This is a genomic window from Lysinibacillus cavernae, from assembly GCF_009724685.1.
GTDB lineage: Bacteria > Bacillota > Bacilli > Bacillales_A > Planococcaceae > Lysinibacillus > Lysinibacillus cavernae.
In genome coordinates this window covers 246,205-267,124 of sequence record NZ_WMEF01000002.1, presented here as the reverse complement: position 1 = coordinate 267,124, position 20,920 = coordinate 246,205, and the positions used below count along the sequence as shown (strand labels likewise).

At 35.9% G+C, this 20,920-nt stretch carries 28 protein-coding genes; 6 read left to right on the top strand and 22 right to left on the bottom strand.

Translation table 11 applies throughout. The annotated features are described in order from the left end of the window. Positions 1–8: 8 nt before the first annotated feature. From GJU32_RS05795 to GJU32_RS05785, 3 genes are read right to left on the bottom strand one after another with little or no spacing between them, the layout of a single operon-like run. Positions 9–443 carry a GNAT family N-acetyltransferase gene (locus GJU32_RS05795; RefSeq protein WP_155590995.1) on the bottom strand — a complete coding sequence of 145 codons (435 nt, stop codon included), beginning with the start codon at positions 441–443 and terminating at the stop codon, positions 9–11. Beyond that, positions 431–928, bottom strand: a complete 498-nt coding sequence (locus GJU32_RS05790; RefSeq protein ID WP_155590994.1) for a GNAT family N-acetyltransferase — start codon at positions 926–928, stop codon at positions 431–433. Before GJU32_RS05790 ends, GJU32_RS05795 begins: the two co-directional genes overlap by 13 nt. Beyond that, a complete protein-coding gene (locus GJU32_RS05785) occupies positions 928–1,512 on the bottom strand; it encodes an SMI1/KNR4 family protein (RefSeq protein WP_155590993.1) in 585 nt (194 codons plus the stop codon). The genes GJU32_RS05790 and GJU32_RS05785 overlap by 1 nt, the downstream gene beginning before the upstream one ends. A gap of 202 nt (positions 1,513–1,714) precedes the next feature. On the opposite strand from GJU32_RS05785, the gene GJU32_RS05780 reads away from it, so the two are divergent. Further along, the gene (locus tag GJU32_RS05780; protein WP_155590992.1) at positions 1,715–2,266 is read left to right on the top strand and encodes a GNAT family N-acetyltransferase; all 552 of its coding nucleotides are present in this window, start codon (positions 1,715–1,717) and stop codon (positions 2,264–2,266) included. 207 nt (positions 2,267–2,473) lie between these two features. Here GJU32_RS05780 and GJU32_RS05775 read toward each other — a convergent pair whose 3' ends face one another. After that, entirely contained in the window at positions 2,474–3,037 is a 564-nt protein-coding gene (locus tag GJU32_RS05775) for a histidine phosphatase family protein (protein ID WP_155590991.1), read from the bottom strand. A gap of 897 nt (positions 3,038–3,934) precedes the next feature. On the opposite strand from GJU32_RS05775, the gene GJU32_RS05770 reads away from it, so the two are divergent. Then, positions 3,935–4,105, top strand: coding sequence for an aspartyl-phosphate phosphatase Spo0E family protein (locus GJU32_RS05770; RefSeq protein ID WP_054612178.1), 171 nt, complete (start codon positions 3,935–3,937; stop codon positions 4,103–4,105). Positions 4,106–4,272: 167 nt separating this feature from the next. Next, positions 4,273–4,743, top strand: coding sequence for a hypothetical protein (locus GJU32_RS05765; RefSeq protein WP_155590990.1), 471 nt, complete (start codon positions 4,273–4,275; stop codon positions 4,741–4,743). A gap of 108 nt (positions 4,744–4,851) precedes the next feature. On the opposite strand, the gene thrS is transcribed toward GJU32_RS05765, so the two are convergent. From thrS to GJU32_RS05720, 9 genes are all read right to left on the bottom strand, one after another. Beyond that, complete coding sequence (gene thrS, locus GJU32_RS05760; protein WP_155590989.1) at positions 4,852–6,765, bottom strand: threonine--tRNA ligase; 1,914 nt, start codon at positions 6,763–6,765, stop codon at positions 4,852–4,854. Positions 6,766–7,121: 356 nt separating this feature from the next. Beyond that, positions 7,122–7,352 carry a hypothetical protein gene (locus GJU32_RS05755; protein ID WP_155590988.1) on the bottom strand — a complete coding sequence of 77 codons (231 nt, stop codon included), beginning with the start codon at positions 7,350–7,352 and terminating at the stop codon, positions 7,122–7,124. Between the two features lie 14 nt (positions 7,353–7,366). Beyond that, a complete protein-coding gene (locus GJU32_RS05750; RefSeq protein WP_155590987.1) occupies positions 7,367–7,723 on the bottom strand; it encodes a hypothetical protein in 357 nt (118 codons plus the stop codon). A gap of 12 nt (positions 7,724–7,735) precedes the next feature. Beyond that, complete coding sequence (locus GJU32_RS05745; RefSeq protein ID WP_155590986.1) at positions 7,736–8,323, bottom strand: hypothetical protein; 588 nt, start codon at positions 8,321–8,323, stop codon at positions 7,736–7,738. Positions 8,324–8,443: 120 nt separating this feature from the next. Then, positions 8,444–8,950 carry a hypothetical protein gene (locus GJU32_RS05740; protein WP_155590985.1) on the bottom strand — a complete coding sequence of 169 codons (507 nt, stop codon included), beginning with the start codon at positions 8,948–8,950 and terminating at the stop codon, positions 8,444–8,446. 134 nt (positions 8,951–9,084) lie between these two features. Next, a complete protein-coding gene (locus tag GJU32_RS05735; RefSeq protein ID WP_155590984.1) occupies positions 9,085–9,549 on the bottom strand; it encodes a hypothetical protein in 465 nt (154 codons plus the stop codon). 48 nt (positions 9,550–9,597) lie between these two features. After that, the gene (locus GJU32_RS05730; RefSeq protein WP_155590983.1) at positions 9,598–10,083 is read right to left on the bottom strand and encodes a GNAT family N-acetyltransferase; all 486 of its coding nucleotides are present in this window, start codon (positions 10,081–10,083) and stop codon (positions 9,598–9,600) included. Positions 10,084–10,098: 15 nt separating this feature from the next. Then, on the bottom strand, positions 10,099–10,446 hold the full coding sequence (locus tag GJU32_RS05725; RefSeq protein WP_155590982.1) for a DUF3147 family protein: 348 nt from the start codon (positions 10,444–10,446) through the stop codon (positions 10,099–10,101). Next, on the bottom strand, positions 10,446–10,844 hold the full coding sequence (locus GJU32_RS05720; protein ID WP_155590981.1) for a MarR family winged helix-turn-helix transcriptional regulator: 399 nt from the start codon (positions 10,842–10,844) through the stop codon (positions 10,446–10,448). The genes GJU32_RS05725 and GJU32_RS05720 overlap by 1 nt, the downstream gene beginning before the upstream one ends. A 256-nt stretch (positions 10,845–11,100) precedes the next feature. On the opposite strand from GJU32_RS05720, the gene GJU32_RS05715 reads away from it, so the two are divergent. Continuing rightward, positions 11,101–11,436, top strand: a complete 336-nt coding sequence (locus tag GJU32_RS05715; protein ID WP_230874950.1) for a hypothetical protein — start codon at positions 11,101–11,103, stop codon at positions 11,434–11,436. Positions 11,437–12,174: 738 nt separating this feature from the next. Here the strand turns inward: GJU32_RS05715 and GJU32_RS05710 are convergent. After that, positions 12,175–12,822 carry a class I SAM-dependent methyltransferase gene (locus GJU32_RS05710; RefSeq protein WP_155590980.1) on the bottom strand — a complete coding sequence of 216 codons (648 nt, stop codon included), beginning with the start codon at positions 12,820–12,822 and terminating at the stop codon, positions 12,175–12,177. A gap of 360 nt (positions 12,823–13,182) precedes the next feature. Between GJU32_RS05710 and GJU32_RS05705 the strand changes: the two genes are divergently transcribed. Beyond that, complete coding sequence (locus GJU32_RS05705; protein ID WP_155590979.1) at positions 13,183–13,836, top strand: FusB/FusC family EF-G-binding protein; 654 nt, start codon at positions 13,183–13,185, stop codon at positions 13,834–13,836. 558 nt (positions 13,837–14,394) lie between these two features. Here GJU32_RS05705 and GJU32_RS05700 read toward each other — a convergent pair. The 5 genes from GJU32_RS05700 to GJU32_RS05680 all read right to left on the bottom strand — a co-directional run bounded on the left by GJU32_RS05700 (position 14,395) and on the right by GJU32_RS05680 (position 17,231). After that, positions 14,395–14,595, bottom strand: a complete 201-nt coding sequence (locus GJU32_RS05700) for a cold-shock protein (protein WP_004225195.1) — start codon at positions 14,593–14,595, stop codon at positions 14,395–14,397. A 502-nt stretch (positions 14,596–15,097) separates the two neighbouring features. Further along, the gene (locus GJU32_RS05695) at positions 15,098–15,547 is read right to left on the bottom strand and encodes an HTH domain-containing protein (protein WP_155590978.1); all 450 of its coding nucleotides are present in this window, start codon (positions 15,545–15,547) and stop codon (positions 15,098–15,100) included. A 61-nt stretch (positions 15,548–15,608) separates the two neighbouring features. Then, positions 15,609–15,812, bottom strand: coding sequence for a hypothetical protein (locus GJU32_RS05690; RefSeq protein ID WP_155590977.1), 204 nt, complete (start codon positions 15,810–15,812; stop codon positions 15,609–15,611). Positions 15,813–15,907: 95 nt separating this feature from the next. Next, on the bottom strand, positions 15,908–16,429 hold the full coding sequence (locus tag GJU32_RS05685) for a GNAT family N-acetyltransferase (protein ID WP_230874949.1): 522 nt from the start codon (positions 16,427–16,429) through the stop codon (positions 15,908–15,910). 613 nt (positions 16,430–17,042) lie between these two features. Continuing rightward, complete coding sequence (locus GJU32_RS05680) at positions 17,043–17,231, bottom strand: hypothetical protein (RefSeq protein ID WP_155590975.1); 189 nt, start codon at positions 17,229–17,231, stop codon at positions 17,043–17,045. 438 nt (positions 17,232–17,669) lie between these two features. Between GJU32_RS05680 and GJU32_RS05675 the strand changes: the two genes are divergently transcribed. Then, complete coding sequence (locus GJU32_RS05675; protein ID WP_155590974.1) at positions 17,670–18,389, top strand: DUF421 domain-containing protein; 720 nt, start codon at positions 17,670–17,672, stop codon at positions 18,387–18,389. Between the two features lie 107 nt (positions 18,390–18,496). On the opposite strand, the gene GJU32_RS05670 is transcribed toward GJU32_RS05675, so the two are convergent. The 3 genes from GJU32_RS05670 to GJU32_RS05660 form a co-directional block, all read right to left on the bottom strand. Beyond that, on the bottom strand, positions 18,497–19,069 hold the full coding sequence (locus GJU32_RS05670; protein ID WP_155590973.1) for a histidine phosphatase family protein: 573 nt from the start codon (positions 19,067–19,069) through the stop codon (positions 18,497–18,499). Between the two features lie 250 nt (positions 19,070–19,319). Then, positions 19,320–20,030, bottom strand: coding sequence for an NAD(P)H-dependent oxidoreductase (locus tag GJU32_RS05665; protein ID WP_155590972.1), 711 nt, complete (start codon positions 20,028–20,030; stop codon positions 19,320–19,322). Further along, positions 20,027–20,905 carry a DMT family transporter gene (locus tag GJU32_RS05660; protein ID WP_155590971.1) on the bottom strand — a complete coding sequence of 293 codons (879 nt, stop codon included), beginning with the start codon at positions 20,903–20,905 and terminating at the stop codon, positions 20,027–20,029. The genes GJU32_RS05665 and GJU32_RS05660 overlap by 4 nt, the downstream gene beginning before the upstream one ends. Positions 20,906–20,920: the final 15 nt, after the last annotated feature.

The following is a 20,920-nucleotide window of genomic DNA, read 5'->3' as shown; positions in this document are numbered from 1 at the left end:
GCCTCACCCTACTCCTGCGGTGAGGCTTTCTTGTGTACATAAATAATTTCAGGATCACCCTCATCTAAGTTGTCAATAAAGCCACTTTTGACAAACCCTAAGGTCGGAAATACTCGTTGCATGTTCGTGTTGGATTGATTAGTAGAAGAAAAAACTTTTGTCGTTTTGGCTCTGTTTACATAAGCATGTATTAACGCAGAAGCGACTCCTTTTCTCCGTTCTGATAGTTTAACAATAACTAAGGAAATGAAGCAATGCCCAAAAAAGTCATCAGTAAACAGCAGAAAACCTGCAATGCCTTTAGCTGATTGATAGAGCAGACAACGTTTTTCCTCAATAGCTTTCCTAATTTCGTCACCTCTTGATTGATCACCAATAACTTCTTGATCTATTGTACAAAGTGTTTGTAAATGTTCGAACGTTGCTTCTATTATTTGCCCCAATTTCCATCATCCTTTATGGTATAGCTCATTACCTTTATCTCATCCCGAAGCCCTTTTACAAGTCTACCCTCATCCACAAATCCGCACTTCTTATATAGCGCTTGCGCTGCTATATTTGGCACATTCACCCCTAGCACCAGTTCATTAATATGCGAGAAATGCTTGCGAACAAAGTCAGGTAACAATTGGAGTACTTTCTTGGCATAGCCTTTTCCTTGTTCAAAATAATCGGTAGAAAAAGCCCTGATTAATAGTGCCTGCTCATTGGAGGAATAGGGCTTAACCCCTTCTTTTTCATGGAGCACAAAAAAAGTAACAAGCTTGTCACCGTCCATCGCTAAAATTGCATGTCGACTAGTATCCTGCATAGCCAGTTCGATACTATCTTGTGGAGATATTGTATAGCGGAGCTGTTCTTCAGTTATTGTATACCGATCTATTAATTTTTGTGCTTTTTCTTCATAGAACATTAACATGATGGCCATCAGAACTCCTCCTCATATAGTGCAGTAAATTCGTAGTCCCCTTCCATTAGCTGCTGTAAATAGTCATCAAAGGATGAGGCTATCACCTCAAAGCTATCAGGATCATGTACATAACGTACCACCTGTCCAACTTGTCCACCCTCATTAGGAGAAAAATCGATATAAAGGCTAGATGTTCCACCGTTATTCATGCAATCTGCAAAGCATAACCGCTCGTTCAATGGCACATGCATAGTAATCTTTTCATTTACTTCTACATAATCTAAAAAATCTTGATATCGTTCAAAAATCGTTTCACGCTTATTATGATAATCTGCTATTATTTGCTCAACCGACTTTAGATAGTACGGATAGTCCCCTAAATCGGAGCCTAAAACAAGGACACTGATCGTTTCTTGGCCATGTTTACAATAATAAGTACCATTAACATCCTGTAATAACTCTATCAAGGATTGTGGGCAATTCGGAAAAACTTCCAGTAAAGCTTTAATTTGTCCGTCTGTTGCACCGATAGCCTGTTGCAATTGTTGTTGTTCCTCTTCAGGTAAGTATTGTAATAAATTATTAAAATAAGCTGTGCGCATTGAAATCCCTCACTCTCTACTAGACTATTACATATTTTAACATAAAAATCTTTCGCGCTATAGGTTCGTCATGCTACTATGTAAGTATTCACAACAAAGGAGATGTGCCTATGAGTGCTAGAATTGCAGTAGACGTAAAGGTTATATCTACAATCGTAGGGTTGTAACGCTACTTGCAGCCCTTAAAAGGGAGAATAAAATAATGGAAAATTATATAAAAACATTTTTAGCTGGTCATTCTATCACTTTACAGCAAATGGCTCTTGCTGACTTAGAAGCCTTTGTAGCCATCGAAAGTGAAAACACGTCATTGCTACTCGCTAATGATGAGATTCCCTTCCCACATACTGTCGAGGATCACACTGCATTCTTTCACGGTATTAGTGGAAAAAAGGAGGAATTCATTTTTGGCATCTATGAAAAAACAACCAATGACCTGATTGGCTCCTGTGGTGTTTATTCAGTAAATTGGCAAAACAGCACTTGCGCTGTGGGCATTTCAATCGGCCAGCAGTGGCACGGTCATGGCTATGGCACGGATGCGATGAGAACGCTTATTGACTTTATTTTTGATTACATGGCTGTCCAGAAAATTAAGCTACAGGTTTTCAGCTTCAACAAAGCAGCCATTCGCTCCTATGAAAAATGCGGCTTCACTAAAGAAGGTATTTTACGGCAAGAACTTTTCCGCTTCGGCACATTTCATGACGTACTATTATTTGGTTTATTACGTTCTGAATGGCAGCGTGATTAACTCTACAGGACAAGAGATACTAAATAATTAGTATCTCTTGTTCAACATGCCAACTCTTTTCCACTAAACCCTTTCTATTACCTGGCATGAACTCATCCATTTTTACTCATTATTGAAATCTTGCAAGCTAAATTCCCCATCAGGAATATCCAATTTATTATGTAATTATGTAAGTTAAGTAACATTGTCTTCTCCCATAAATCAAATTTATGCTCTGTCTTCCTGCCACACATGCTTTACCTCCCGCAACGATAACCCTTGGAATGTTAGTCGATAAACATCTGGCATGGTTAACTTTTGCCAAAATGCGTAACCATACTGAGGATCAAAATAGTGCATCATTAATACCATAATATTACCATGCGTGCCTATTACGATGGTCTCTTGTGGATGAGCAAGCATAATTGCTTGCAAGCTTTGAACAGCACGGGCCATAGCCTGCTGATTAGACTCCCCACCCTCCCACGCAAAGCTTGGATCACGCCATACTTGTTGAACCGCTGCTTGAAAATCCTCCATCGCACCACTGGAAAGCTGTCGTTCTTTTAAAGCATCCACCGTTTGGATGGGTAGATGACGGGTTTGTGCAATGCCCTCCACTGTTTGAATCGCTCTACGATAAGGGCTAGCATAAACCGCATCGATTTGTTGCTCTTTGAATAAGTACGTGACACGCTCCGCATCTTTCATCCCTTGTACGGATAGTGGACGGTGATATTCATCCACAGAATAATGGGCATGTGCATGTCTTACAAAATAAATTACGGTCATCTGTTTCACCTCAATTTATCCTCTGTCTATTTGAATCCTGATTTTTTGAGAACACTAAAAAAGCTCTCTTTTTTTAACTTGCTTCAGGAAGAGTTTGCGCCAGCTAAATCAAGTTAAATAAATCTTCTACTACCTTTTTGCATTTGGTGTGCAAAGGTTATTAGGTAACGCTGACTTCCCGCAGAAATCTCCAATTGTACAACCTGAATTTCCGTTGTGTTAGCTTCATTAATGACAATGCGATCATACTATCTGATAGGATTCTATTAGTTCATTTGCCAGTAATTGTTTCTTAAACATTTCTATTGTCAAGAACTCATTATTGTTATAGGTAATCGCATATCATTCAGCCATTCATAACAGCAACACAAACTAGCTTTTTCATCATCTCAAATCTCCCACCTATTATTCCATTAATTTCAAAAATTCTCAACATTTCACCAAACAAAATGAAATGTCCTCATTTCTAAACAACATAAAAGTTAATTTGATAAAATGTGACAAGATTTGAATTGCAAGGAAAAATTTCGGAAAATTCAATCATCAACAACAACTTTTTTCATAGTAAAAAAGGTTTATTGCCTTTCATTTTTTCGCTTAATATTTTCTAAATTTAAACAAACTAATAACCCTGCCATTCCAATCAACAGGGTTTTAAGTCTCGTATTTTATTCAATAAAATGGAAATAATAAAGTATTTTTTATCTATTACGATAAAAAATATTCCACATCACCAAGCAGGATGAAGGTCCTTATATAAGACTAAATTACGAATTTAATTAACGATACACAATATGACATTTTTTTTAATATAAGTGATATACAATGAAAAAGTTGAATCGAGGTCACGAGAAATTCATTTCAAGAATAGGGATAAAAAATTAGGAGGAAAATATCTTGGTAAACTTATTGCTTAAACAATTCTTGAAGGCGGAAATTGAGATCAAACGAAGAATTATGTATAAAAAGGCTAAGGATCTTGGTTTCACCCACCCTGTTGTGGTAGATTACAGTCAAGAATTGGATGTCCTACTTAATAGATATTTAAAACAAGCACAAGCTTCCTAATCATTACGAGGCATATAATAGAAGAAAGAATAGATTTTGATAAAGCCAGACAATATTTCTTTGGCTGGTTTTATCTTTGCATGTATTCACCTAGCCAAATCTCTAGATGTATAGAGCACGAAAAAGTAGGCGATGTTTTTGATAAGAAGACATTTGGAGGTTGAATGATGCAAATATTCATCTTAACTTTTATGGTTGTTTCTAAAATATTATTGCCACCTCAACATTCAGTAGACCATACAACACCCACACTATGCACACCAACTGAAATAAATACACTATATCAATATCCAAACAACCAATTTCAATCGTTTCGTGATGAGGACGAATTTTATCAACAACTTAATCGAGCTATTTACGAAGAATATCCCCTTGCTTCATTAAATATTCGTCAAAAAATGGCTTTTAAAGATGTATCAAAGGCAACGCAAAGCTTTTATCTACAAACAAATAGTAAATATGAAATAATAGACCTCTCTCAACATACTTTTATTCATCCCAATCGACAAATTTATTTTTTAGCATCCTTTCAGCACAATTCCGATGAGACCTATCATAAATTCCTTGTCATCGACGCTGAAACACAAGTAGTTTTACTTGGAGATTCACATTTTCAAGAAAGTTCCAAGCACCATTAATACATTGTATGCACATCACGTAGATTCTAGTAGTCATTTCAAAAAAATAGAAATTATTTTTTGAAGAGCTTGCCTTGAATGTTAGTGATTCAAAGCAAGCTCTCTTTTTTATAGACTTTTTTGTTGAATGGCTGCTGTTATTTCATCTATTAATTGCTGCAGAGATTTTTCAACTGAATCTTGCTGACTATGTCTACGAACAGTCACACTTTGGTTGGCAACCTCTCGATCACCAATCACAATGATATAAGGTATTTTTTGCAATTGTGCTTCTCGTATCTTTTTACCTAACTTTTCTTGACGATCATCTAATTGCACACGAATCTGTTCATTTTGTAGTTCTTCCACTACTTGCTTAGCATAAGCTTGGTGCGCATCTGCTACACCAATTACTTGCACTTGTTGAGGTGCAAGCCAAGTTGGGAACGCCCCGCCAAAATGTTCAATTAAAATACCTAAGAAGCGATCAATCGACCCGAATACTGCTCGATGAATGACAACAGGTCTTATTTTTTCATTGAGTTCATTTATATATGTTAAATCAAATTTCTCAGGTAGTTGGAAATCTAGCTGAACCGTTGCACATTGATGACTTCGCTGAATCGCATCTTTAATATGAATGTCAATTTTCGGTCCATAGAAAGCGCCATCGCCCTTATTAATTGTATAGGCCACGCCTAAATTCTTCAGTACATTTTCGAGTGCCGCTTCCGCTTGATCCCACAATCCTAAATCACCCATATAATCATCTGGTCGAGTCGATAATTCAATAGCATACTGGAATCCAAATACGTTATACACCTCGTCAATAATTTTTAACGCGAGCGCAATTTCATCCTCAATTTGCTGTGGTGTCACAAAAATATGTGCATCATCCTGGCAAAATGACCGTACACGTAACAGACCATTCAAGGCTCCACTAAATTCATGTCGATGTACTTGCCCAAATTCTGCCATACGAATCGGTAAATCCCTGTAGGAATGTAGGCTATTTTTAAAAATCAGCATATGACCTGGACAGTTCATTGGCTTTAAGGCAAAGCTTTGGTCATCCACCTGTGTAAAATACATATTATCCTTATAGTGATCCCAATGCCCTGACTGCTCCCATAAGCGCTGATTCATCATCAGTGGCGTTCGCACTTCCTTATAGTCATATTTCGCTTGTAAATTTCGCAAATACGATTCTAGCTCATTACGTAAGATTTGCCCGTTTGCTAAATAAAATGGCATACCCGGTGCTTCCTCTGAAAACATAAATAACGACAGCTCTTTGCCTAGCTTGCGATGATTACGCTTTTCCGCTTCCTCCAGAAAGATGAAGTGATTGTGCAGCTCTTCTTTTGTTGCGAAAGCTACACCATAAATACGCTGGAGCATTTGATTGTTGCTATCCCCTCGCCAATAAGCACCCGATACATGCATTAGTTTAAAGTGCTGTAACTTTCCAGTAGAAGGGACATGTGGGCCGCGACATAAATCATAAAACTCTCCCTGCTCATAAATCGTTACGGACTCATCAGCCGGAATTGCATCCAATAATTCTAGCTTTAACGCATCATGAGCAAATAATTGCTTGGCATCTTCGCGTGACACTTCACGTCTGTGGATTGGTACATTTTCTTGCGTAATTTGTTTCATCTTTTTCTCAATTTGTTGCAAATCATTCGGTGTCAGCGTATCCGCAATCTCAATATCATAATAAAACCCGTTTTCGATTACTGGACCTACTCCAAATTGAGCATGTGGGTATAGTCGCTTTATGGCCTGTGCTAATAAATGGGCCGTTGAGTGACGAATGACTTCGATCCCTTCCTTCGAGCTTGCATCGTACAATGTAATTTGAGCATCTTCCATAATCGGGCGCGTCAAATCAACGATGGTTCCATTAACACTCCCTGCCACTGCCTTTTTGCGAAGCTCAGGACGAATCGCTTGTGCAATATCGGTTAGTGTCACGCCTTTTGTAAATGTTTGCTGTTGACCATCTGGAAATTGAATGTGAATATCTTGATTTGACATGTTCTCTACTCCTTTATTTTAAAAAATGAAGATAAAATAAAAAAACACATATTCGCCCCTACAAAGGGACGAGTATGTGTTGTTTACCCGTGGTTCCACCCAAATTCCCACTAGTTTACGTGCTAGTGGCTCATTGACTTTGCTGTAACGTTGCAAAAAACGGTGCAAGTTTCCAAGCACAGCTCCAAGGTAGTAAGATGGGATCACGTCATTAGGAAGCTTGCAGCTAATGCCTCCCTCTCTGAAAATGGTTGATCGAATCTCTTGTCCTTTTCATTGCCCATTTCATCATTACATGAAATTGTTAATTACTATAACGAATGCTGGATATTTTGTCAAACATTGAATGAAATCAATTATCCATGGGATTTTAATGGGGGTTTTGGCCTTTGTACACAGTAGCTACAATGCGGATCATCACATGCCTCCTCTAGCCACTCATTACAGCTTGCACAAAAATAACTATCGAACGTGTCGTCATAAATGATAGGACTTTGGCAAGTGGAGCATTTTTGGTTTTTTTGAATAGATCCACTGATCTCTAGTCCATTAATGACCACGACATCATCACGTTGCTCAATCCGCATATTCTTGTCATCTCCTAATGATTTTTCACATCTAAAGTCTCAACTTCAGACTGCCATTGCATATGAATCATTGGTTTGGCATCACGTTTAAAGATTCTCTCACTTTCTTTTTTTGTGAAGGAATAATACCCATCTTTGTTTAACTGAATGTCATCTAAAGTTTGACTTTCTTTATTCCCTTCAATTGTCAGTTGTAACGGCCCCAAATCATCGTTATCCCCTAAATAAAATAAGCGTAAGCCCTCCTCGGCATTACTATGATAAATCGCTTTCCAATGTTCACTTTTAGCGATATAGTGCACCTCTTGTTCAGGACTTCGACAGGCCGCTAATAGGATGACTAAAACCAATGGAACAATCCATTTTTTCATTGAACATTCCCCCTAACAATGAATGGTAACAGCAAATCCCGTTGGCTTTTCTTCAAAGACATCTTCATATTGTGTAAAAACAAAATCAAGCCCCTTGATGTCATCTGGCAATGGTGGTGTCACAATAAATTTAGTGCATTCATGTCCATCTGAGCCACTTGTACCATTATAGCGGCATTCATATGGCCCTTCGATGAATAGGCCAACATGTTTTCGATCCAATTTTTTGCGAATATCATGATAGGGTTCTTGCTGTTCATCCCAATCAACCAATAACTGCACAACACTCGCATTTTCGTATTGGCGAATGTAGGAAACCGTATACAACCGCTCACCCACTCCCACCGTTTGTAAGACAGGAATATAGTGACGAAAGCCAGATGGTTCTACTTTTGATTTATAATATTTTTCTGTTTTCATTAAGTGAAAGAACGTGGCTAAAAATGTATCATCAAAGCCATATTTCTGCGCCCATTCCGAGATTGTTTCATCTGAGGGAAAACCTGGGGTAAGACTGGATAGTTCTTTCCGTTGCTGCAAGAGTGCACATATTTGCTCATCTATGGCGATTCGTTTTAAGTCCATGTTTTTTTCGGACATCTTATTCTCCTCCATCCTACAAGTCCTTCTTCTTTCTATACGATATTCCCACCATTTGGTTCCATAAAAATCCTAATTTTACTTTTGAGCACCAAAAAAGCTACCCAATTCATTGGATAGCTAATTCACCACAACATCATTGTGCCAGCTTGTTGAGTCTGATAATTGATACGTTACCATATTGGCCGTAACAGCAAGGACGACACCTGCTCTGGATATGGTAGATGGATTCGGCTTTTCCAGTACAAGAACAACATAGCCCTCTCCTCGCCCTTGCTCATCAATGGCATTTATCGCATTGATTTCAAAGGTAGAATAAGACTGCTCAGTCGTTGCATACAAAAGTCGTTCCTCATAATAAACACCATTCTCTTTTAAGTTATAGCTAACAGGCATCCAACCTTCAGACCATTCTATACTCCCTATGATTTCTCGTCTCCTTCTGGCAAGTCTGCCAATGGAATACGTAAAATATATTCTCATAATCGCTTGATTGTCTTCATTTCTCCCTTCACAGGTAGCTACAACTTCAAGCATAATATCATTTTTTGAAAACTTCCTCATAAACACTAAAGCCACAGTGATAACACAGATAATTAGTACTATACCAAAGAAGATAAATGCCATTAGGTCCCTCCTAGTATCACGATTGCTGTTACTAAAATATTACCATGATTTAGGATAGATAGGTGCTTTTCATCAAACAATCTAAGGAATTGACACAGGCATAAAGGATAAGACAAAATATGCCTCATATTTGATTAGTTGTTTGCTTGTAGCTCAGCAGTTAACGTAAAAGGTATTTTTAAATACTCATATTGAATTGTTACTTTTTTTATTTCAGATGCTTGCAGTTGAACAGCATAATGCTGGGGCTGCTTGCCAATGGCTTGTTGATCTATGTATCGTGTAGGTAAAATTGTTCGCTGTGATAATTTATGAAAAGACATATGACTGTTTCCCTCTAGCTTTGTTTCAGCCTCAAATGGTTCTGACTTACTAATCACAAGCTGCGCGCTGTCAGGGAGCTTATCGTTGACGAGTAGTTGCTTAAGCTTAATTTCTCGCAGGCCTTTATTGTTAAGCGCAATGATTTTTACTGCCTCATTGTTCTGTTTGCTCGTATAGCTTTGAATGACAAGCGGTGGATTACTTTTGAGATAAATCATAAAAATCGCTCCAACTACAAGAACACTCAGTAATAAAATAAATAGTAGTTTTTTCATACTTTCCCTCTCTTTCCTCTTTACCAGTATAACAAAAAACAACCTGACTTACTGGAAGTCAAGTTGTTTTTGTAAGCGTATTTCATCTCGTATCGGAATGCCGTCATCACCGATTAATGGGATAGAAGGCTTATACGCCCTTGCTTTTTCGACTGCATTGCGAAGTATTTCTATTAAACAATACGCTCGTTTTTGGTAAAATTTCAAGGCATATAAATTATCATTCGTCGTAATAAGGGAAATGCTTGTACAGCCCTGTTCAAAAGCTTCATGCTCTACTGCTTTCACTAGAGCTGAACCAATCCCTTTGCCCTCTACTGTACTATCCAATGAAATGATTTCACAGTCATTTTCCCGAATGACATAGGTTATAAGACCTGTAATATCCTGTTGCTCATTCACAAAAGCAAAGCCCTCTAATTGACTACAGTCATAGATTCCACTAGAAATAACCATTTCTGTACTTCCCCAATGTTCTTTAAAAAATTGCAGCACAGCTTGTTGGGGTACCTGTTGTATCGCAATAATTGTCATGTTTGAACTCCTTCTTTAAATCGAAATATGAAAAACACCTGCAATCGCCTTCTGGATGCCTAAGAACACAGCCCATGAAAGTACACCTAAACCAATGGCAGGTACAATATGAAGCGAGGATTTCATTGCCATGTAAATAACGAAAAGCATACACATCGTTGCTGGCAAGCCCACAATTACGCCCACTGTAAAGCGCTGAATATGCTCACTCGACTCACTTTGCACGGTTAGCCAAATAATACTTAAAATACTTACCAATGGTAATGCGGCAATAACCCCTCCATACGTAGGAAATCTTCGTGCCACCTCTGTCACAATACCAATGATCGCTGCTGAGCTAAGAATTTTAAAGAATGTATACATTATTTCGCCACCTCACTTAAACGTCTGAATGCCTGTAAAATAGCTTGCTGTTCCTGTTCAGTCAGCTGATTAAGTGCGTTCTGTAGCTTATCATCATCTAATTCCGAGTTTTTCTTCAACACTTGTAACCCTTCTGCCGTTAAATGCAGAATAACTTTGCGTTGATCATCACTCGCACGTTCCTTCGTCACCCAACCATGGCGTTCCAGCTTTTTAACATGCTCTGACGCTGTATTATGAGAAATATTTAATAATCCTGCAATATCGCGCACCGTTACTTCTGCTTCCTTTTGAATCATCTGTAAAATACGTACGCTTTGATGGGAAATGACATCTTCATGTGTTGTATGTAGATGATAGAAAATCGTTGTAAAATAGTCATTTATATCTTTAATCATCGAATTAACTCCTTTAATATATCGCTTCTTACGATTATATCGTAAAACACGATATATTAATAGCTACCTAGATAAAGTTTATATTTTCAGATATTTTTTTAAGCACAACGCTATTCATCCTTTCAAAAATATTCTATCTATTTTTCATAATCATCTATCTTTCTGCGCATCTTGCTAAATATGATAAATAGGTACTTGTAGACACTTTAATTCTACAGTATTATTACTCTATTCTGAATTTAATTGAGGGCATCGCATGCTATACTTTCTCTATTTTTTAGTAGGCGGCACGATCATGGTGTTAGCGCTACTATTAAGTCAATCGAAATATTTATTTTTGTCAGGCATTATTACAGCCTTGCCGATTCTAACGCTCATTAATATGGGCATGCAGATAAAAAATATGAAAGAAGATACCTTTCATACGGTCTTACAAAACACGGTTTTTGGAGCAGTGGGCATGCTGTTATTTACTGTACTTGCCTTTCTTTTAACAAGCTGGTTTAAACCAGGCATTTCTGTAATGAGTGCGCTCGCTGTCTATGCTGTATTTATGCTATCTGGCAAATATATTTTATCCATGTTCGCTTAACAGTGAAAAGGAGCTGTCCTTTGACAGCCCCTTAGACCATAGACAAACTCAAAAAATTTGAGAGTTTACCTACAGTCTTTTTACTTTTACAATGAAATAAAGTAAAGCCGTTGATTTCCACTACGGGCGGACGCTTTCCGCGGGCGGGGTCGAGCTGCTTCCCTCGCTCCACTCAATCCAGGATCTCGACTTTCCCGCTTTTCCTGCAGGAGTCGCCGCCCTTCGTTCCAATCAACTTCTACATAAAGAACGCCTTATTCATATATTGATAAAAAGTATACTTTCGAGGTGATGAACCATGATGATGAAGAATCAAATCAATGAACGTGAACAATTAGAAATGTTAACGATTGATCAATTAGTACAAAAACTAGAGTCCATGTAGGTTATGCTTACTTTCGCTGCCATGGATTTAAAGAAACTGGCTACTTTGACATAATAGGCAGCTTAAAAGCTTGAAGAGTATGTTTAAATGGGTAGTAAATCACCATTTTTAAATATATTCATAGAAGAAAAAAAGACAAAAGGAATAATCGAGTGTGAACTTCTCGATTCTTTTTGTCTACAGTCTTAGGAGCTGTCCTTTGACAGCCCCTTTCTTTTATTTATCAAGAAAGTTGAGAATTTATCCCCTAACTTTTGATGATTTTTACATGAACACCTTTTTCAAACTCGTCAATCGCATCAGTATTCATTCTTTTTACAATGTTAGATAAATCACTCGCCTTTAAAAAGCATTTATGCAGGATCCTTAGGTAGCCCCGAAATTACAAATACTCCACCACAATGCGATAACGGGTAAAATGTTAGCTGACAAATATCCTGCAATAAGGATTTTAGCTCCTCATGCACAAAGTAAAATTCATCATCATCCCAATACCCCCTGCTATCATAACGGCATTTTTCTAGCTGCTCTCTTGTCTCAAAGGCAACATCACCAATTAAAATTTTACCATTTGGCGTTAGGTGCTGTAATAATTGTGAAATATACTCACCCTTCTGCTCATCTGTAAAATGATGCAGAGCATACGTACTAATAATGGCATCGTACTGTTGCTGCAACAATGCTGGTGGCAACCCCTTTGTTAAATCCCATTCGATTAAGTTTGCTTGTGGCATTTTTCCCTTCGCAATAGCGATCATGTTGGATGAAAAATCAAAGCCACTAATAGGATGTCCATGTTCATAAAGTTTAGCTGTTAAAACGCCTGTCCCAAAGCCAATATCTAAAACAGTTGAAGCAGGATTTTCCATTACTTCGTTAAAAATTTTATTTAAAATCGCTTTATAACCTGCAAATGGATATTGATTATTTTCTTCACTTAGTTGAACAGTTTGATCATAACCATCTGCCCATAAATCAAAACCTTGTTTATTTAGTATCATAGTGCCTCCTACAATTTATCATTTTTCCAAGTCATCATTGTTTTAAATTCAGTAGTCTGTTTCATAAAAATTTCCCCTTTCATAACCAATTCATACTATTATAGCATTTTTTGTATATCTAACAATTCAGAAAATAAAGGCAACTTTATCATTTATCAAATTGTCAAAAGATGTTATAATAAGGGTAGTTTTCTTTCAAGGAGGAATCGACATGAACGCATTCACTTGTAATGCTTGCTCTAGAACGACTTCTTTAGGTCAAAGAGGTCTAGATTAAGTTATACAAATAACATAATATTGAATGATCTCTTTAGGCCAAATTCTCTTAAAAAATAGCCTAATAAACAGGAGAGATTTCAAATGGAAAAACAAACAATACAGCCGTTTTTAACGGTGGCAAATTATCATTTACTTGAACAGCAATTAAGCAAAATTTTACATGCCCTAACGACAACGAAGGATAAAAATGTAATCTTGGCAGTCCGTGGTCTAGTCGATACCGAGATTACGTTAAAATTAGCGCTTTCCGCTGAAGAGTCAATGCTTGTTGAACAGCTTTTGACTGTAACCGATCGTGCGCAAGGGGATGCAATTTTAGAACAATTAAAACCATATGTTATTCCTTTCAAGCCAGTGACAGCTAGCACGCTCAAAGCTTTATTTAAAAAGGAAAAAAAGCTAAAGCTGCCAAATCTAGAAGGATTCAATTTTCAGCAAATTTGTTATCTGGCTTGGGATGATCCAGGTACACATCGAAAATACGTCATCCTTGAGCAAAATGGTGAACTAAAAGGCATCAAGGGCACATTTGCCAACAACACCATTCGCGGCATTTGCGCCATCTGTAATCGCCATTCAGATGTTGGCTTATATACAACATCTATCAAAGGGCAAATCGTTGGTACATTTACCAGCCATAGCAATTACATTTGTGCGGATAGTCAAACATGTAATGAGCATGTCACAGATATGGACAGAACACGCGAATTTTTCCAGCGCATTACGAAAAAATAGCAAATTAATAAAGGCAGAAATGTTGTGCATGCAACGTTTCTGCCTTTTTTTCGCAAGGATCCCTGTTTATGTAGAGCAACAGACCTGAAAATCCACCCTCTATATCCCATAAGATAAATGGTCGCTTGATCTATTGTTTCTTTCTCGGTGAAAAAATCATCATTGTGATTCTCTTGACACAGCAAACTTTGATCTGTTTACCTAATGTAGTGACTATTTTCTTAAAGAACCACTTTTATTCCTCACCCTCTATATAGAGAGTTATAAGTCTGAATTTTCAATTATTTCCCGAGCAATATATTTTAATTCACACTCTCCATACAGAGAGCGACTGCAAAAAACATTATTAAGAAGAAATTTTTAATTACAATCATTAGTTACTAACCTTTATACGACAGATCTCTTTAGGTTCGCTAGTGACTCCAAGAAAAAAAACGACTAAAGGCAAAATTAAAAGGCATGAGTCCGATAGTATATCGAACTCATGCCCAAACCGCTACCTAATGAAATAACAATTGGAAGTCACTTCAATTAAGCTTGATTTTTTTTAATTAAAAATTAAAGTTTTACGATGTTAGCAGCTTGAGGTCCACGTTGACCTTCTTCTACTGTGAATTCAACTTTTTGGCCTTCTTCAAGTGATTTGAAACCTTCACCTTGGATAGCTGAGAAGTGAGCGAATACGTCTTGTCCGCCTTCAACTTCGATGAAGCCAAAACCTTTTTCTGCGTTAAACCATTTTACTGTACCTTGTGTCATTTAAATGACCTCCATTAATCTTATTAAATAAAATCATATTACTTGAAAAAAAAAGACACACATCGCAAAAAGCATCTATCAATACACGATTACTTTTTGTAATATGTGAATTCATGGTTTCTTTTACGAACGATTTTATTAAATTTATTATATAACAAAAAATCTTCTTTGTCTAGTGCAAAAGTAAACCAATTTTTCATCTACATTCTTCTATCATTAATTAAGATAAATTTTGAAGAAAAAGCTTACATTATCGGTATAGTTGACCTGCATACTTCGAATATGCAATTTACTTTTTTGCGTCTGTTTATAAAGATGACAAAATAATTGTGTATAAAGAGAAACTGTTTATAAAGGTGAATTTAACTGTTGGTCTGGCGAGCAGCGGAAAAGATCCCAACCCGAGATGTAATAAAGTGATAGTCATTAAATCCATTCTGTTGACAATTTTTTTAAATGATACTGCTCAGGATCGGAATAAATTAAGTACCCCCACTTACACTTAGTCATGTAAAACAAAATGAAGCATGATGACATTCACACAGATCTTTAATTCTTCGTTTCTATCCGTTAATAATTTCCCTCGTCTGAAATTGGCAAGTTCTTTTTCTTCTACATGGATAATTTTCGATATACTTTCAGTTGAAAACATGTAATCCGCTATCAAATCATTTAATAGTAATGATACTCTTTCTCTCGCATCAAAACTTTCAAACCCATGATTTAATATAGCTAATTTATTCTCAATCTTCTCTTGTTGTTCAATTGTGATTGTACCTTTACTATTCATAAAATTTTCTATCTCATTTATAGGTAAATCTATTATTTTTGAAAGTTGCTGATAATTAAAATTAAATTTTTCAGCTAATTCTTGAATTTCATCTTTAAGATATTTTAAATGCGGAACGTTTGATACAAAAGATACTGCTACATTATCGTTAAATTCTGCCATAATATTATACCTCTTCTTTTATTAATTACAACAACATACTATTATATACCTTTTTTTGTATTTAATTGAAATTATTTATTTTTCTTTTAACTGATAATGGGCAACAAAAAACACTCTTAAAATAAATGAGTGTTTCAAGTCTTTTATGACAACCACGGGTTTTTCCCAATAAATTTGGTATGATGCTAAAACCATTACGTTTAGTGAGCGCTAGTTCAATATTAACGACATCACCAAGACTAATATGTGCTAAATTACTGTCCATCTATACCACCACCAAATCATAATAGCATGGAAAAACAGCAACATCCCATCGCTGGAATACTAACAGCTTTAAAGTATGACCTCTTCATAATCCTTCTAATAATCACTTTTCAATAACGATAAGATGACAAGATCAACATACTTTCCTTTTTCATATTCATGTTGTCTCAAAACACCTTCTTTACAAAAATTTAATTTTTCCACCAATCTTAAAGATGATTTATTTTCCGGTTCTATTTTCGCCTCGATCTTATTTATTCCCATCGATGAAAAGGCAAAATGTATAATGTTGCTTAAAGCCTCCTGCATAATCCCCTTCCCCCAATATTGGGGGCTTAAATCATACCCAATTTCTATGCGGTTATGTACTTTTTCATAATTCAAATAACCACATGTTCCAATCACTTTTTTTGTCTTAGTTTCTTCGATTACCCATCTTAATCCAATTTGTTCTTTGAAAATTTTATCATACCAATTTATTTCATCCATTGCATCTTCAACTGATTTAAATGATGTTAATGGAAGATACTTAACTACATTCTCATCGGAATAAAGCTCAAAAATATCTTTGCAATCCCCCACTATTCCTTTTCGTAGGATAAAACGTTCTGTTTCCAATTGAGGAAAATCTTTAAATTCGTACTTTATGGTCAAAATAATAACTCCCCTTTTCATCATTTATTAACATTCCATATTTGCATAGTAACATATTATTTTCAGTAAATTCTCAAAAATAGTCAGTTTATATAGTTATGTAAATCAAAAACCCATTCTACCTACTATCGAAATTGAAGTTTGAAACAAGGCTAATTTTTAGTCATCCTTGTCATTTTGAGTTTGTGCGATTCATCTCCATAATGTTGTGCATTTAGTTTCGCTCCCTCAACCAAAGCAATATAGACTCTATAGGTAGCTATTTTAATCCACTAATTAAAACTAAGCGTTGATATATTATGTAATATGTTTTTGTATAATTTTACGGATAATATTATCGGAACATCTAACTCGTCTAGCAGTATGGATTCAATTTATTATGTATTAAATGATGTTCGATTTAATGTAGAGAATTTAGAGCGCAATGTTTCTGGATAAACGTATCAAACTTTTGATTTAATTTAACTGGTGCATTTGTTCATCGTCTCAGTTTAACAAAAGATCAAGATAGTTATATCTATCTTGATCCATAAATTAAAACTATTCATTTTTGTAATTATAAAAATGTAAAATATAACTAATGGTTATCTTCTTCATGATTATTTTGGTTATCGTTTTGACTTTGATCGTTTTGACTTTGCTCATCTTGTTGTTCAGATGGTTCTTCAGTTGGGTCTGGCTCCTGTTCATCATTAGCTGTGCCACATCCAAATAATAACCCTGTAGAAAGAACTGCTGTAAAAGTGCCTAATAGTATTTTCCTCATCTATTCACCTCTTTTCTCTTTTCATCTTTATTATTGTCCAGATTATCTTTACCCATACGATTTTAAGTTGCAGAAAAATTAGGTTAACAAATAGCCAATTATTATTTTTCAATAAATGTTCTTTAAATAAATTATTGTTTAAAATTAACTTACATAGTAAATACTAAAGTTGTAAGGGGGAATCGCTATGAATGACGAGAATTACCCCTTTTTTCCGTCCCCTAGAGTTCATAGCGATTACCGTTCCATTTTATATTTGGATTATTTTTAAGTATCTCAGTCACTTACATAAGTGGCTTCTTTTATTTTTATACATAATAGGAATATAAATTGGTTTATATTCAAAACGCTCCTTTGTCAGTGATCCGTGATTGTTGTATACCCATTAAATTTTTGCACAGGCTATTTTTCGACACCAATTTAAGGGAGGATTTATTTGTGGGAGACTTTATCCATACAGAGTTTTGGGAAATAATACTAAGAGTTATTGTTTCTTTTTTTGTGCTACTTATTTTGACTCGAATCCTCGGAAAAAAACAACTTAGTCAGCTCACTTTTTTTCACTATATAACAGGTATTTCACTTGGTTCGATCGCTGCTCAAATTGCATCACAAGCCCAAACACATTTTTTAGATGCACTCATTGCACTCATTTGGTGGGGGGTTTTAACGTATATAATGACTATTATTACTATTAAATCTAAGAAAGCTCGTGTCCTCCTAGATGATAAACCTACTATAGTTATACAAAAAGGAGTTATTTTAGAATCTGCCTTAAAGAAAAATCGTCTCCATTTGGATGAGTTAACCATGTTGTTACGCGAACAAGCAATTTTCTCTGTACAGGATGTACAATATGCAGTACTTGAAACTGATGGTAAACTCAGTGTTATGCAAAAAACTTCTGAACAAATTGCTACGAAGCAGGATGTTAAAGCAGATGTATCACCTCCCACTTACCTACCAACAGAAGTGGTTTCAGATGGCCAACTAATAAACGAAAACCTAGTAGAACTTGAGTTAACAGAAGAATGGCTAATGAAAAAGTTAAAAAAGCAAAATATACAATCTGTTGAAGATGTCTTTTTTGCTCAGGTTCAAACAAATGGGTCCTTATATATCAGCTTGAAAGATAAAGCTAGGCAATCAAACCCTTAACATCTAACGAATCCATTCCTCAATAACTTGTATGTAATGACAAAAAACCAGGTACTCACTTTCTAATGAGCCCCTGGTAATTTGTCTATATGATTTCCTCTAGTCGTTTATTTCATACTCCATAATCTTTTTACCTCAATCAATTCTTGCCCTTCAAATTCCATTCTGTATATATCTGGTTTTGTTGTATGGAGTAGAAAGTCCAAATCATATTTATTGTCATAATGCCCCATCATTAATGTCATTACAGCCCCATGCGTTCCTATCGCCACTTTCCGACCTTGATATGTGTTTAATAGTTCTTTTAATACTTTTATTGCACGTTTCTGACAGTCTGCATTAGATTCCCCTTCTGCTAAAGCAAAGTTTGGGTCAGCGAATGACTTTTCTAATAGAGGATATAAGTCCTTATCAGCTATTCGCTTATCTCCAGCGATAAAAATTCTTTCTTTAAGGTCTTCAAATACAATTACATCACTTTCTATGTTATCCGCTACTTCCTGCACGGTTAGGATTGAACGATGATATGGGCTTGAGACTACAGTATCAATCTCCTCTTCCTGTAAGATAGCCGTAATTTGATGCACATCTAATCGTCCTTTTTCGGTTAACTCTCTTGTTCTTTCATTTCCATCTTTCGGTGAATCCCCATGCCTCACCATATAAATAAATGTTTTCATGCTATCCCCTCATTATCTCTTTATGATTACATGCATAGTATCAGTAAATATTTTACTATATTTTTCTAAATATTGAACCAAGTAGCACTGCCTAGGTTACAATTTGTTTAGCCAACCTTCCGTTCAATTACATAGTATCAAGGGTTTTCAACTTTTAGCATAGTTGGATTTAATTTTTAATACATATTTTTTCACAAGCAAATTTTATGACCACCCCAGTTGGAGTGGTCATTTTCTACAATATCATTCACTATCTATATTTACTTTTCAATTGATGATTCTCGTCATAATGTGATTGTGGATGATAATTAATTGAAGGGATATCTAAAAGATGATTTAAGCGCCATTTGTATTTTTCTAAGTAAACGTTTCGATCTTCTTCATCATGTGATGGAGTCCATGCGATAAATGGCTCAACAGGCTCTAACCCAGCAAAATAAAGCATCCCATGATTGATATGATAAAGAATTTTCTCATGAATATCTCCATCCATTCCGTGTGGCGTATAGGCATCTTTAGGAGATCCTGTTGTAATAGATAACATTGCTTTTCTTCCTTTTAGGCCCCCTGTGTCATACCGCATATCCCTTGAATAAATAAATCCCGAAGCAAAAACCCTATCAAACCATCCTTTTAATATAGCTGGAGCCGAGTACCACCATAGAGGGAATTGAAAAATTACAAAATCTGCCCATACAAGCTTTTTTTGCTCTTCTTCAATATCTTTTGAAAAGCTATTTGTTTTAACTGCATGTTTTTGTTCTACTGCATACTTTAAGAACTCTTTGTTTTCTCGTTCATTAAAGTCTTCACTATTGGCAACTGCCTTGAAATTCATAGCATACAAATCGGATACTTTGACTTCATGGCCTAAGGTAGTTAATTCTGAAACAGCAAGGTCTTTTAATGCTGCATTAAAAGACTTCGGTTCTGGATGTGCGTAGATAATTAAAATATTCATTCTTTTATCTCCTTCAATTTAATTTGTTTTTTAAATGGCGGATTTGCAATGATTACACCAGCTAGAATTAGCGAAGCACCTAAATATCCTTGCCCACCCATATTTTCATTCAGAACGATAAATGCAAATATGGCTGAAAAAACTGGTTCGAGAGAAAATAAAAAACCTGTACTTTCAGGGGTAGTGTATTTTTGAGCAATTGGCTGCATGACAAACCCATATGCAGAACAAATAATTGCTAACCCGAGGATTGCTAGCCAAGCCTTTGTGTCACTTAGTAAAATAGGTGCTTTAAATATGAAACTTCCTATCGCAGCATAAAGACTGGCAAAGCCGAGTTGGAAAATCCCTAATTGAAAAGCATCAACGTCTTGAACAAAATAATTTGTAACTATAATGTGAACCGCATACAGAAAGGCAGCAGCTAAACATAAAATTGAACCCGAAGCAAATGTAAAATCTTCTTTAATCGTAAGTAGCGATAAACCAATAGCAACAGTGGTTAATCCATATAGAATTTCTTTCCGAGGCAACTTTCGTGTAATTAGTATTTGCAAAATAGGCACTAAAATAACGGTTGTACTTGTTAAAAAGCCTGCTGAAGAAGCAGTTGTTGTTTTCATCCCATACATGAGAGCAATGAAAATTCCGCATAATAATGCGCCAACGATAGCGCTGTACGTTAATGTTTTGACATTCACACTCATTAATTTCTTACTAAATAAAACAAACATAACTAGAAATGCAATCCCAAACCGTAAAGCTACCACTGTAATAGGAGAAACACTATCAGCGAGAAGTTTCATGAAAATATAAGATGTTCCCCATACTAAAGAGACGCTTGCCATTAATAAATTTGCCTGTTTTGGTGTCATTAGTATTCCCCCCTT